The sequence below is a fragment of the Nocardioides sp. CPCC 206348 genome (genome assembly GCF_048654705.1).
Classification (GTDB): domain Bacteria; phylum Actinomycetota; class Actinomycetes; order Propionibacteriales; family Nocardioidaceae; genus Nocardioides.
The window spans coordinates 12,854-25,824 of the sequence record NZ_JBMCZA010000065.1; the positions used below are offsets into that span (position 1 = coordinate 12,854).

The 12,971-nt window shown below is 68.7% G+C and carries 12 protein-coding genes and 1 tRNA gene; 6 read left to right on the top strand and 7 right to left on the bottom strand.

All coding sequences use genetic code 11. The annotated features are described in order from the left end of the window. The 7 genes from pknB to ACOADB_RS02500 all read right to left on the bottom strand — a co-directional run. On the bottom strand, nucleotides 1–1,368 hold a 1,368-nt coding region (gene pknB, locus ACOADB_RS02470; protein ID WP_378596327.1), incomplete at its 3' end, for a Stk1 family PASTA domain-containing Ser/Thr kinase. Beyond that, on the bottom strand, nucleotides 1,365–2,900 hold the full coding sequence (locus tag ACOADB_RS02475) for a serine/threonine-protein kinase (RefSeq protein ID WP_378596328.1): 1,536 nt from the start codon (nucleotides 2,898–2,900) through the stop codon (nucleotides 1,365–1,367). The genes pknB and ACOADB_RS02475, both read right to left, overlap by 4 nt. Beyond that, nucleotides 2,897–4,408, bottom strand: coding sequence for a peptidoglycan D,D-transpeptidase FtsI family protein (locus ACOADB_RS02480; RefSeq protein WP_378596329.1), 1,512 nt, complete (start codon nucleotides 4,406–4,408; stop codon nucleotides 2,897–2,899). Before ACOADB_RS02480 ends, ACOADB_RS02475 begins: the two co-directional genes overlap by 4 nt. Next, nucleotides 4,405–5,790 carry an FtsW/RodA/SpoVE family cell cycle protein gene (locus tag ACOADB_RS02485; protein ID WP_378596330.1) on the bottom strand — a complete coding sequence of 462 codons (1,386 nt, stop codon included), beginning with the start codon at nucleotides 5,788–5,790 and terminating at the stop codon, nucleotides 4,405–4,407. The genes ACOADB_RS02480 and ACOADB_RS02485 overlap by 4 nt, the downstream gene beginning before the upstream one ends. A gap of 21 nt (nucleotides 5,791–5,811) precedes the next feature. Continuing rightward, nucleotides 5,812–7,380, bottom strand: coding sequence for a PP2C family protein-serine/threonine phosphatase (locus tag ACOADB_RS02490; RefSeq protein ID WP_378596331.1), 1,569 nt, complete (start codon nucleotides 7,378–7,380; stop codon nucleotides 5,812–5,814). Next, on the bottom strand, nucleotides 7,381–7,845 hold the full coding sequence (locus tag ACOADB_RS02495) for an FHA domain-containing protein FhaB/FipA (protein ID WP_378596332.1): 465 nt from the start codon (nucleotides 7,843–7,845) through the stop codon (nucleotides 7,381–7,383). Then, on the bottom strand, nucleotides 7,838–8,575 hold the full coding sequence (locus ACOADB_RS02500; protein WP_378596333.1) for an FhaA domain-containing protein: 738 nt from the start codon (nucleotides 8,573–8,575) through the stop codon (nucleotides 7,838–7,840). Before ACOADB_RS02500 ends, ACOADB_RS02495 begins: the two co-directional genes overlap by 8 nt. A gap of 152 nt (nucleotides 8,576–8,727) precedes the next feature. Here ACOADB_RS02500 and ACOADB_RS02505 point away from each other — a divergent pair. From ACOADB_RS02505 to ACOADB_RS02530, 6 genes are all read left to right on the top strand, one after another. Then, nucleotides 8,728–8,810, top strand: a tRNA-Leu gene (locus ACOADB_RS02505). 181 nt (nucleotides 8,811–8,991) lie between these two features. Continuing rightward, nucleotides 8,992–9,210, top strand: coding sequence for a helix-turn-helix domain-containing protein (locus tag ACOADB_RS02510; RefSeq protein ID WP_378596334.1), 219 nt, complete (start codon nucleotides 8,992–8,994; stop codon nucleotides 9,208–9,210). A 228-nt stretch (nucleotides 9,211–9,438) separates the two neighbouring features. Next, nucleotides 9,439–9,810 carry a hypothetical protein gene (locus ACOADB_RS02515; protein WP_378596335.1) on the top strand — a complete coding sequence of 124 codons (372 nt, stop codon included), beginning with the start codon at nucleotides 9,439–9,441 and terminating at the stop codon, nucleotides 9,808–9,810. Next, entirely contained in the window at nucleotides 9,803–10,933 is a 1,131-nt protein-coding gene (locus ACOADB_RS02520; protein WP_378596336.1) for a serine/threonine-protein kinase, read from the top strand. The genes ACOADB_RS02515 and ACOADB_RS02520 overlap by 8 nt, the downstream gene beginning before the upstream one ends. A gap of 386 nt (nucleotides 10,934–11,319) precedes the next feature. Next, entirely contained in the window at nucleotides 11,320–11,658 is a 339-nt protein-coding gene (locus tag ACOADB_RS02525; RefSeq protein WP_378596337.1) for a hypothetical protein, read from the top strand. A 138-nt stretch (nucleotides 11,659–11,796) separates the two neighbouring features. Beyond that, nucleotides 11,797–12,879: a DNA-methyltransferase gene (locus ACOADB_RS02530; RefSeq protein WP_378596338.1), complete on the top strand. Its 1,083-nt coding sequence runs from the start codon at nucleotides 11,797–11,799 to the stop codon at nucleotides 12,877–12,879. Nucleotides 12,880–12,971: the final 92 nt, after the last annotated feature.

Sequence of the window (12,971 nt, forward strand, 5' to 3'; positions counted from 1 at the left end):
CTTGAACAGCTGGTCGGTGACCGGCGGGAGCGGGAAGTCGCAGGGTCCGGTGGACAGGGTCAGGAAGACCGTCCCGGTGGGCTCGATGTAGCGGTCGCCCAGCGGGTCCTGCTTGATGACCTGCCCGCCTTCGGGGTAGTCGTCGCTGCACTCGGTGGTGCGGTCGTCGATGGCCAGGCCGACGTCGCCGATCCGGTCCCGGGCCAGGTCGCTGTCGAGGCCGATCACCGACGGCACCTTCACGTCGGGCGCCTCGGTGTCGAAGAGCTTCGGCCACACGACGGCTGCCGTGGCGAGCAGGGCGAGGAGGAGGACGCCGAGCACGACCCACAGTGCGACCCGGCTGCGCCGGTCGTCGTCGCGCACCGGCGGCACTGCCGAACGGACGGCGGTCTCGTGGTGCGCGTCGCTCGTGCTGGTCGCGGGCCCCGTCACGACGGGAACGGGCGACACGAGGGCCGTGTTGTCGGCCACGGCCGCCTGGACCGGGCGGCCGGCGAGGTAGCGCTCGATGTCGGCGCGCATCTGCGCGGCGGACTGGTAGCGGTCCTCGACGCGCTTGGCGAGCGACTTCATCACGATCGCGTCGATCTGCGGCGTGAGGTCACCCTCGTGCGTCGACGGGGGTACGGCGGGCTCCCGCACGTGCTGGTACGCGACGGCCACGGGTGAGTCGCCGACGAACGGCGGCCGTCCGGTGAGGAGCTCGTAGAGCAGGCAGCCGGCGGAGTACACGTCGGAGCGGGAGTCGACGGTCTCGCCCCGCGCCTGCTCCGGGGAGAGGTACTGCGCCGTACCGACGACCGCAGCGGTCTGTGTCATCGACGACTGGGCGTCGCTCATCGCGCGGGCGATGCCGAAGTCCATCACCTTCACGTCACCCGACGGCGTGAGCATCACGTTGCCGGGCTTGATGTCGCGGTGGATGATCCCCGCGCGGTGGCTGTAGTCCAGCGCGGACAGCACGCCGCTGGTGATCTCCAGGGCGCGCTCGGGCAGGATCTTGCGACCCTCGCGCAGGATGTCGCGCAGGGTCCGCCCGGCGACGTACTCCATGACGATGTAGGGGACGATCTCGCCGTCGTCGACGCCGCCGACGGTGCGCTCCTCGCCCGTGTCGTAGACCGACACGATCGAGGGGTGGTTCAGCGAGGCGGACGACTGTGCCTCACGGCGGAACCGGGCCTGGAAGGTCGGGTCGCTGGCGAGGTCGGTGCGCAGGCGCTTGACGGCGACGACGCGGCCGAGTCGCGTGTCGGTGCCCTTGCGGACCTCGGCCATGCCGCCGCGGCCGAGGAGCTCGGCGAGCTCGTAGCGGCCGCCGACCGTGGTGCCGCTGGAGCCGGGTTCGGTGGGGGGAGTCGTCATCCGTCTTCACCCCCTGGGAGTTCGGTGAGCGGGTTGCTCGGGTCAGTGGTCTCGTCGGTCGGGCTGGTCTCCTCGGACGGTTCGACGACCGGGCCCCAGTAGTAGACGGTGATCGGGTCGCCCTCGTTCAGGGTGCCGTTGGTGGAGAAGCGGCTCACGGTGTCGGCGGGGCAGGTGCCGTCGTTGACGGTGGAGTCCTGCTCCCAGGTGACCTGGAGACCGTCGTCCTGCAGGTCGGCCACCGCATCGCGGTAGTCGGCGGTGCAGGAGTACGGGGTGTCATCGACCTGGACCGTGGTGGCTTCGGGGGTGGTCTCGGTGGTCTCGGTGGGCTCGCTCGAGGACGACTCCGTGGTGGCCTCGGAGGTCACGTCGGAGGTGGTGTCGTCGGCGGCCGGGTCGTCGTCGCGGTCGCGCCCGAGCAGCAGCGCGGCCACGACCACTGCGGCGATGACGAGCAGGATGACGGCGATCGCGACGGGCCACGGGGAGCGCCCCTCGCGCTGGTTCTCCGGGGAGCCGGCGTAGGCGCCCGGCGCGTCCAGGCGCTGGATCGGCTGGGCGGGCACGGGGACGGGCATCGGGGTGTGGGTCGGCGTGGCCGGCGGGATCGGACCGGTGACCGACGGCAGGACCTGGGTGGAGCCCTCGGACGGCGGCGGGAACGCGCCGGGAACCGGACCGGCCCCCAGGTCGGCCCCGCGTACGGCGGCGGCGAACGCCGCTCCGTCCGGGTAGCGGTCGGCAGGGTCCTTGGAGAGGGCGCGCGTGACGATCGCGGCCAGCGCCGGCGGCACCGTCGAGGGCAGCGCCGGGACCGGCTGCTGCAGGTGCGCGAGGGCCGTGGCGACGGGTGTCTCGGCATCGAAGGGACGCCGGCCGGTGAGGCACTCGAAGGCCACGACACCCAGCGAGTAGACGTCGGAGGCGGGCGTGGACGGGTTGCCGCGGGCCTGCTCAGGGCTGAGGTACTGCGGGGTGCCCATCACCGATCCGGTGCGGGTCAGCGCCACGGCGTCGGCCGCGCGGGCAATGCCGAAGTCGGTGATCTTGACCCGGCGGTCGGCGGTGATCAGCAGGTTTGCGGGCTTCACGTCGCGGTGCACGGTCCCGGCCCGGTGCGCCACGGCCAGCGCCTCGCCGGTCTGTGCGATGAGGTCCTGCACGACGGCGGTGTCGAGCGTGCGGTCGTTGCCGCGCGCGGTCGCGAGCAGGTTCGAGAGCGGCTGGCCGTCGACCAGCTCCATGACGAGGTACGGCGGCATGTTGCCGCTGACCTCGCCGGCGCCGTAGTCGTAGACGCCCGCGATGCCCGGGTGGTGCAGGGCAGCGGCACTGCGCGCCTCGGCCTCGAAGCGGGTGCGGAACATCGGGTCGTCGGCGTACTCGGGCTTGAGCACCTTCACGGCGACGGAACGGTTGAGGCGCGTGTCGGTGCCCCGCCACACCACGCCCATGCCGCCGGTGGCGATCACGGAGTCGAGGTGATAGCGACCTGCCTGGTCTGCGAACTGCCCCTGTGCCGAGTTCACTTCTTCAACACCGCTTCCATCACTGCCTTTGCGATCGGGCCGCCGAGCTGGCCGCCCGCGATCTGCTTGCCGGGTGCTTCCTGGATCATCACGGCCACCGCGACCTGAGCGTCTTCCGCAGGCGCGAAGGACACAAACCACCCGTACGGTGCCTTCCCGGTCACACCGCGCTGGGCGGTACCGGTCTTGCCGGCGACGCTGACGCCGTCGATCGCGGCGGGCGAGGCGGTGCCGTCGTCGACGGTCGCGACCAGCAGGTCCGTGAGCTGGTCCGCGGTCTGGGGCGAGATCGCGTCACGGAGGCTCTCCGGCTCGGTCGTCTCCAGGACGTCGAACGTCGCGGTCTGCACCTCGTCGACGAGGTAGGGCCGCATCAGCGAGCCCCGGTTGGCGATCGCGGAGACCACCATCGCCATCTGGAGCGGCGTCGACTGGACCGAGAACTGGCCGAAGCCGGAGCGGGCCGTCTCGGCGTCATTGAGATCGCGCGGGTCCTGCTGGACGCCGTCGATCGTGTCGATGACCTCTTCGGGGAACACCGACCGCGCCTGCGGGCCGAGATCCCGCAGGTAGTCGCTGTTGAAGCCGAACGCCTCGGCCTGCTCGCGCAGCTTCTCCGGTCCCAGCTCGACCGCCATCTTCGCGAAGGCCGTGTTGCAGGAGTTCTCCATCGCCGCCGAGAACGAGATCTTCGCGGGGTTGCAGCCGCTGCGACCCTCGTTGTCGATCACGTTCTGGGAGCCCGTCGTGCCGGGGGCCTGCCAGGTCGCGCCCGCGGGGACGTCGTCGTCGGCGTCATAGAGCCCGTTCTCGATCGCGGCGGCAGCGGTGACCACCTTGAACGTCGAGCCGGGGAAGAGCCGGGTCTGGATCGCGCGGTTGAGCAGCGGCTGGCGCTTGCTGGCGTCGAGGCGGTCGTACGCCTTCTCGCGGACCTCCCGGTCGTGGGAGGCCAGCTGGTTCGGGTCGTACGACGGGAACGACACCATCGCGAGGATCCGGCCGGTCTTCGGCTCGATCGCCACGACCGCACCCTCGCCCTCGGGACCGACGGTGTCACGCAACGACTTGTAGGCAGCGCGCTGGGCGGCCGGGTCGAGGGTCAGCAGGACGTTGCCGCCCTGGTTGGTGTCGCCCTTGAGCAGGTCGACGAGGCGGTTCACGAACAGCCGCGGGTCCTCTCCCGAGAGCACCTCGTTCTGGCTGCGCTCGATGCCGGTCTGGCTGCCGAGCTGGAGGTAGCCGGTGACCGACGCGTACAGCTGCTTCTCGGGATAGACCCGGAGGTACTTGTACTGGTCGTCGACCGGTTCACTGCGGGCGATCGGCTCCTCGCCGACCAGGATCAGGCCCCGCTCACGGCTGAACGCGGCGGCCGCGACCCGGGAGTTCTTCGGATCGGTGTTGTAGTCGTCGGCCTTCCAGAACTGCAGGAACGTCACGTTCGCCATCAGGGCGAGGAACAGGAACATGCAGAAGATGGAGACCGCGCGGATCGGCTTGTTCACTGCGGCACCACCTTCACGATCTGGGTCTGCTGGTCGTCGGGGTCTTCCTGCTGCTCGTTGAGGTCGGGCACCGGGCGGCGGGCCTGGTCGGAGATGCGCAGCAGGATCGCGATGATCACCCAGTTCGCGACCAGGGAAGAACCGCCGTACGACAGGAACGGTGTGGTGAGGCCGGTCAGCGGGATCAGCCGGGTGACGCCGCCGATGACTACGAAGATCTGCAGCGCGAACACGGCCGCGAGGCCGGTGGCGACCAGCTTGCCGAAGCCGTCGCGCGAGATCAGGGCTGCACGCAGGGCGCGCTCGACGACGAGTCCGTAGAGCAGCAGGACAGCCATGACAGCGGTCAGGCCGAGCTCCTCGCCGATCGCGGCGAGGATGAAGTCGGACTCGGCGTACGGCACCCGCTCGGGCATGCCTTCACCGAGGCCGCGCCCGATCAGGCCGCCCCAGGCGAAGCCGTAGAGGGCCTGGACCAGCTGGTAGCCGCTGCCGCTCGGGTCGGCGAACGGGTCGAGCCAGATGTCGACACGGTTCTGCACGTGGCCGAAGATCCGCACGGCCGTCGCGGCGCCGCTGAAGAACATCAGCGCGCCCACCACGATCCAGCCCGGGCGCTCGGTGGCGACGTACAGCATCACCAGGAAGAGGCCGAAGAACAGCAGGCTGGAGCCGAGGTCGCGCTGCAGGATGAGGATGCCGAGGCTGACGACCCACATCATCAGGATCGGCCCGAGGTCGCGGCCACGGGGCAGGTCCAGGAACAGCACCCGGCGGCCGGCCAGGGCGAGCGCGTCGCGGTGGACCACGAGGTAGCCGGCGAAGGTGATGACGAGGAGCAGCTTCGCGATCTCGCCCGGCTGGAAGCTGAACGGGCCGATCGAGATCCAGATCCGGGCGCCGTTGATCTCGGTGCCGAGCACCGGGAGCATCGGCAGGATCAGCAGCGCGATGGCTGCCAGGCCCGAGGTGTAGGTGAAGCGCGCGAGCAGCCGGTGGTCGGGCAGGACCACCAGGGTGCCGATGAACAGCACGACACCGAGCGTCATCCAGGTCAGCTGCTGGCTGGCCAGCCCGCTCTCCTTGGCCAGGTCGAGGCGGTGGATGATCGCCAGGCCCAGGCCGTTGAGGGCCGCCACCACGGGCAACAGCACCGGGTCGGCGTACGGCGCGACCCTGCGGACCGCGACGTGGGCGGCGACGACGAGCAGGGTCAACCAGCCGCCGTACCCGATCAGGTTCGTCGGGACCTCGCCGTCGACGCCGAGCCCGACGGCGGCGTACGCGCCGACGCCGACGAGCAGCGCGAGGACCAGCAAGAAGAGCTCCGCGCCCCGCCTCCGGCGGTGGACGAAGCCCATCAGGGCTGAGTTGGTGGCCATGTCAGTGCCGTCGCGGTTCGCTCAGGAGCCGTCGGGGCTGCCGAAGTCGCTCGCCTCGCCGGCGGGCGTGGTGGGCGGCGGCGCGGACGTGGTGGTGGACGTCGGGGGCGTGACGGAGGGCTCCTCGGTCGGGTCGTCGTTCGGCGCCGGGTCCGTCTGGTCGCCGAGCTGGCGCAGCTTCTTGACGGCGTCTTCGTAGTTGTCGTAGTTCAGCCGGCCGTCGACGGCGCTCTTGTCGGCCTGGCTGAGGTCGTCGAAGGACAGGCCGGGGCGCCAGACGACGTCGGAGAGGCCCGGGACGTCGACGCCCTGGAAGAGCACGACCTCACCCTTCTCCTCGCCGATGTAGTACTGCCGCTGGCTCCACCAGTACGCCGTACCGAGGACCACCCAGACCAGGCCGAGGAGGACGGCGAGCGCGAGCAGGCGGCGCGCCCAGGTGAACCGCGGCGGGGGCTGCAGGGCGTAGCGGACCGCTTCGGGGTCCGGCGGCGGATCGGCGCGGATGGCGTACTCGACGCCGGGCAGGATCTCCTCGTCGATCGGCTCGAGCTCGCCCGTGTCACCGGAGCGATGGCCGCGGAACAGGGCCCGCGGACGGCGGTGCCTGAGCTCGGCGGCAGCGCCGACGACCTGCGCCTCCGGGGGTACGACGGCCGTGTCGCCCGCCTGGGGAGCGAGATGGACGTCGGCGACCACGCAGGTCACGTTGTCGGAGCTGCCGGCCTCGAGGCTGGCCCGGACCATCTCGACCGCCGAGAACTCGGGGGTCCCGTCGGCGAGGATCTCGGTGATCCGCGGGTCGTCGAGCACACCGCACGCGCCGTCACTGCAGAAGAACAGGCGGTCGCCGGCGACGAGCTCGATCGTGAAAAGGTCCGGCTCGACGTCGTGCAGGCCGTCGAGGGCCTTGAGGATGAGGTTGCGGTGCGGGTGGACCCGCGCCTCCTCCTCGGTGATCCGGCCCTCGTCGATCAGGCTCTGGACGAACGTGTGGTCGCTGGTGAGCTGGGACAGCTCGCCGTCGCGGTACAGGTAGGCGCGCGAGTCGCCGACGTGCCCGAGCGCGAGCCGGGCGCCGTCGAAGAGCCCGACGGTGACCGTCGTGCTCGTGCCGTTGAGCGAGGGGTCCTGGTCGACCTGGGCGCCGATGGAGACGTGGGCCTCGTTGAGGCCGTCGGTGATCCGGTGGATCAGGTCGACCGAACCGGGTGCCTCGTCGAGCTGGCGCAGCTCGTTGACGGCCGTGCTGGACGCGATGTCACCGCGGGCCGCACCCCCGACCCCGTCGCAGACGGCGAGCAGCCACGGGCCGGCGTACCCGGAGTCCTGGTTGTCCTTGCGGACCCGGCCCACGTCGGAGACCGCGTGGAAGCTGAACGCCAGGGCCGGCCGCGGCGCGGGAGTGGGGGCGTCGACGGTGTCGACCGGGACCGGCGGAAGGACCGTGTCGTTCTCGACCGTCGGGCCCGAGATGGGGTCCGGGTCGACGGGGCGGTCGCTGGTGGGCTCGGGAAGCGGCTCGGCGATCGGCGGGGCGGGCGGCGGGAGGGGAGCCTCGGGACCGTCCGGTGCTGTCGGTTCGGTCATCTACTTCCTCAGCTCCACGATGGTCTTTCCGATCCGGATCTGCGAGCCGAGGCCCACGGGGACGGGCTGGGTGAGCCGCTGGCTGCCGATGTAGGTGCCGTTGGTGGAGCCGAGGTCCTCGACGTACCACTGCCCGCCGGACGACACGATCCGTGCGTGCCGGGTGGAGACGTAGTCGTCGTCGAGCCGGATGGCCGCGTCGTTGCCGCGGCCGATGAGGACGGGCGCGTGCGCGAGGTCGGCGACGATGCCCGTGTTGACGCCCTGGACGACGGCGACCTGCTTGGGCTGGCCGCGGCGCGGGGCGGGGGCCTTCGCCGGCTTGGGCTGCTTGCCGGGGCTGGCGGGCGCGGGAACCCGCGCACCGAACATGTCGGACCGGATCACCGAGATGGCGGAGAGGACGAAGATCCACAGGATCGCGAGGTAGGCGATCCGGACCAGGAACAGGGTCAGCTCAGACATCGGCCGCCTCCTCGAGCATTCGAAGTACGAGCGACGTGTGGCCGATCTGGACGCGGGAGCCCTCGCGCAGCACGGCGCGGGCGACCTTCTGTCCGTCGACCCGGATGCCGTTGGTGGAACCCATGTCGTGGACCTCGATGAGGAGCGGCCCCTCGCCGGGGGCGAAGCCGTCACCGGACTGGGTGCTGATCAGGAACTCGGCGTGCCGCCGGCTCACGCCCGGGTCGTTGATCCGGATGTCGGCCTCGCTGCCGCGACCGACCACCAGGCCCGGCGGCTGCAGCGGGTGCTGGGTGCCGTTGACCTCGATGACCGCGCGGGTGCGCTGGTTGCCGCCGCGACGCGAGTGACCGGTGACGGTGGCCTCGGCCTGGCTGCGGACCCGGAACCGCCCGGTGCCGAGGTCGTCAGCGGCCTCGAAGACGATCCGGATCGGGCCGGGGAAGACGTAGGACTGCAGCTCGGCGTGCTCGGTGAGCTGCTCGACGAGCTCGGTCTCGAGCGCGGAGTCGTAGGGCCCCAGCCGCTCCAGGTCGCCCGGGGAGAGCTCGACGGCGAAGCTGTTGGGCACCAGTCGGCGGTGCCGCGACAGCACCTGCGCCTTGTTGTCCAGCTCGCGCTGGAGAGCGGCCGCGATCTCGACCGGCTGGACGGCGCTCCGGAAGGTGCGCGCGAAGGCGCCCGAGATCGCTTGCTCGAGGCGCTGCTCGAAGCGCTGCAGTCCCCCCACGTGGGGTGCCCTCCCTTCCGAGGTCGCCTGACGGGTCTCTCGATCGTATCGGTGGCACCCTTCCGCACCCGGTACATCGTCCGCGACCCCGCGGTTCGTCACCCGGTTTTGGGCGAGCGGTGAGGACTGGGATAACCTTGCCGACGCTTCACGCGCGAGTGGCGGAACGGCAGACGCGCTGCGTTCAGGTCGCAGTGTCCGAAAGGGCGTGGGGGTTCAAATCCCCCCTCGCGCACGTGGAGCGATTCAGGTAAATCCCTGGACCGCTCTCAGGTAATTGAATCGGCCGCTGACCAGCAGAATCGGGCAGCGGCCGGTTCGTTCTCCGCAGCAGGCGCTGGAGGTGGAGTTGAACCGTTTGGTCCTCCCTCCCACAGCCGCGCGGCCTGCCTTTGGGTTGTATCGGTGGTTGCGCCGTGGGTGTTGAGACGAACCCTGAGGTCAGCCGCCTGGCTGGCCGGGTGCGTGCGTTGCGAGTTGCGGCTGGCTTGACGCAGCAAGAGGTCGCGGATGCGATCGGGGTGAACCGGGTGACGGTGGCCCGCTTGGAGGCCGGTCTTCATGACCTTGGTTCGAGCCGACTGGGCGCTCTGGCTGAGGCGTTGGGTGTCGAGCCTGGAGCATTCTGGGAGTAGTTGCGGGCCAGGTGTGCTGCCATGTGTCGAATGTGGTCGCGCTCGCCAGTCCGATCCGGTGTACTGGTGGGCCGAGCTTCTGAGCAAGGCAGGTAGAGCATGCGCGTCCTTGGAGTCAACGGTTCATCCGAGACTCTCTGGCTCGCCTGCGCTGACGACGACGGCCTCGTCGCCTGCCCTGTCTTTCGGGTCGATCGCCCTGCTGGTCTCGAGTCGGGTGAAGGGCTTATGGCCGCCCGCGACGATGTTCGTCGCGTGCTCCGCAACCTGTCCATCGGACGTGTCGTCCTGCTCAGTGCTGGCAACGACGGACGACACAAGATGGGGTATCACGCCGCAGAGCCCCGCATCACGATGGAGGCCGTGGTCGCCTTCGCCGCGGCAGAAGACGACATCCCGTTTGTACGGGTGTCTCGTCCGACCGCCAAGGTCTGGCTCGACCTCCCCGCTACCGGCGGGATCGAGACATACGTCGACGAACTCATCGCTGCACCGCAGAGCCCGCACTGGAAGAAGAAGCGGGACCTTGCCGCCATGGCGGCACTCGCTGGTGTTGCCGACTCCAAGGCACACACGTTGCAAGGTGACGAAGATGAGTGAGGATCCCCAGCTCCACGTCCAGTTCCTTCAACGGCCGACCTACGCGTTCCTCCAGACGGTCGGCTACGGAAGCCAGGGAAAGACCGAGCTCCACCTCCACGAACTGTTCGAACAACGAGTCGTCTCCAAGACGATTTCGCTGCTCGGAGTCCCAGGCGGCATCGCGTCCAGCGAACCCAGGCTCTTGAAGGACATCGAACACCCGCGCATCGTCCGGGTCCGTGAAGCCCAATGGGCAGCAGGTCACGACCCATCGCTCAAGGTCGTCACGTTCACGACTGACTTCTGTGAGGGTCTGTCAGTCGCCGCCGCGCTGGACACGGGGCACCGTTTCTCGGTTTCCGCCGCACTGCGCATCACTGCAGACGTTTTGGATGCCCTCGACCACCTTCACAACACCCACCGGATCGTTCACCGAGACGTCAAGCCTGGCAACGTGATGCTCGACGGCGAACGTAGTCGCGGATATCTGGGCGACTTCGGAAGCGCTGCATTGCTCGACGCATCCGGAGTCGTACCAGCCGGCGGATGCACAGAGCTCTACCAGGCGCCCGAATCCATCGTCGGAAGCATCACCACCGCCGCCGATGTCTACGGAGCGGGAATGGTGGCACTGGAACTGCTGCACGGCGCCCCGAACTTCGATCACCTCGACCACGACAAGATCAGCAAGCGGCTCGCCGAAGGCAGACGGGCACTCAGCGACCCGTACTTCGCGCCCATGCCGTGGGTTCCGCCCGCAGTAGCCTCGATCGTCCGTGCGATGACACACAAGGACCCTGCCCGCCGGCCAACTCCAGCCGAGGCCCTGCGACTGATCAATCGAACGTCCTGCGTCTCGTGGAAGCGAGTCGAAGGGACGGGGCTAGTAGGTCGCTGGGAGGGTCGTTGGCCGCCGACCGTCAGCCGCGATCGGCAACGCATCTATCGAGTGACCTCAACCCCCATTGAGACTGGACGGTACGGCGGTCTCCTGCGTCTTCAAGCAGCCTGGCGCGCTCCATCGACGACATGGAAGAACTACGCGCGCTTCGACCGCCGGATCGACCCGCACGACGACACCGCTCTCGCACGAATGTTCCGCGACGTTGAGGCCGCCCCCCAGTCGGCACCGGCGCGATAGATCAACGACACCTCGACTGCTGGAAGTCGGAGCATGTCGCGCAGGACCTGCGTTGATGCATCCCGACCGAGCATGTAGGCCGCGCCATCGGGGCCGTCGTACACGCTCAGCAAGCCACGGTTCACCAAGTCCCACAGCGCCACCGTCACGCCATCCACTTGACGTTGGTGGCGCGCAGTGGCGCGTTCCTGTGGAGGACCAGAGAACCGGGCCCACAGGCGATCGCCCGCCTCGGAGCGCTCGTCCAACAACGTCCCCAGCGCGACGTGGCAATCCCGGTGATCGCGCGCGGGTAGCGCTTTAACCCCACCGGCGGCCATCATGGACACGATGAGGTCAGATAGACCTCGATTAGACATATTTCTAATGTAGGTGGTGGCTCCGACATGACCCGTGAACCCGACCGGGTGTCGCTTGGAGAACTGTTGTCGCGAAGCAGGGACAAGCAGGCAGCGTTTCGGTGGCCATTGGCACTGGACAAGCGTTTGGACGAGTTGGTGACACGGGCCGAGGACGCCGGCGAGAGAACCAATCGAAGAGAGCTGTTGTCGGCTCTGGTGTTGGCGGCCGACATGTCTGGCGAGGAACTCGGAGCCATCTTGCGGCAGTACCGCACGTGCGATGTTCGAGCGGCTCTGCTCGGCATCAGTGGGGATGAAGCAACGAATGTTGTGGAGCTTCGGCGGCATCCGCCTGGTCCCCGAACAGCTGATCCTCTGGGCTGACTTGACGGCTTGAGCCGTCAGCCCAGGCGGCATTCGATCTGACAGCACCCGCCGACGTTCCGAAGCGGACCTGGTGGATCTGGCGATCCGTTGGTCTGCGGCCCCGGTTGGGTCTGTGGTGCGCCGATAACCCGGCGCATGCGCACCCACTCGAACGCGTCACGCGTCACGGTCCATCATGCAGATGCCTTCACGTTGTTGCGAACACTCCCTGCGGGGTCGATCGATGCGGTCGTCACCGACCCGCCGTATGCGATCCGGTCCCCTGCCGGCCGGTCGCGTCTCGCTCCCGGTGGCAGCGAGCCCGGTGGACGGGAAGGGTCGCCAGAAGCGGAGTGGAAGCAATATGCGGACGCCGAGATGTTGGGTCAACAGTCTGCAAACTGGAACGAGACGGCCACACACTCGCGCGGGTACGCCGACAACGACCCGGTTCACTTCCAACGATGGTGCGAACTTTGGCTCGGCGAATGTCTTCGTGTACTCAAGCCGGGAGGTCACCTGGTTGCCTTCGGCGGCACTAGGACCTGGCACCGACTCGCGACCGCCGCAGAGACGACCGGGTTCGAGATACGAGATTCGCTGGCGTGGTTGTACGCGACGGGCTTTCCGAAGTCGTTGAACGCTGGTACGGCTGTACAGAATCTTGAACAGAAGCGGTCGACGCAGGGCGCCTCCGATTCGAGCGACACATGGGAGGGTTGGGGCACCGCTTTGAAGCCGGCTTTCGAGCCGATCGTGTTCGCGCGGGTGCCGCTCGACGGCACCGTCGCCAACAACCTGACCACCCATCGCACCGGTGCGATCAACATCGACGGCGGTCGGCTTGGTGACAACCGGTGGCCCACCAACGCGTACCTGGACGAACACCAGTGCCGGCTCCTCGACGGGATCGATGCGAGCCTTCCTTCGAGGTTCTTCTGGCATGCGAAGCCAAGCTCACGAGAACGGGTCGCGGTTGACGGGGTGAAGCATCCGACAGTCAAGCCACTTGCGCTGATGCGCGAACTTGTTCGACTGGTGACGCCTCCGGGTGGGACGGTTCTCGACCCGTTCGGAGGTTCAGGGACAACGGTCGAAGCCTGCATCGCCGAAGGAGTTTCATGTATCGCAGTTGAGCGCGAGGCCGGCTACATCCCGTTGATCGAGGCCCGTATCAGCCGCCAACGCGGTGAGTCCGGCCCGTACTCCGGGATTCGTGAACAAGTCGCGCTGTTCTAGGAGACCAATGTGAGCTCGACCGCGTGCTCACGCTGTCTGATCGGTGCGCAACCTGTGACCTTGTGGTCGCCCACGCCGACGCCAGACGGGCG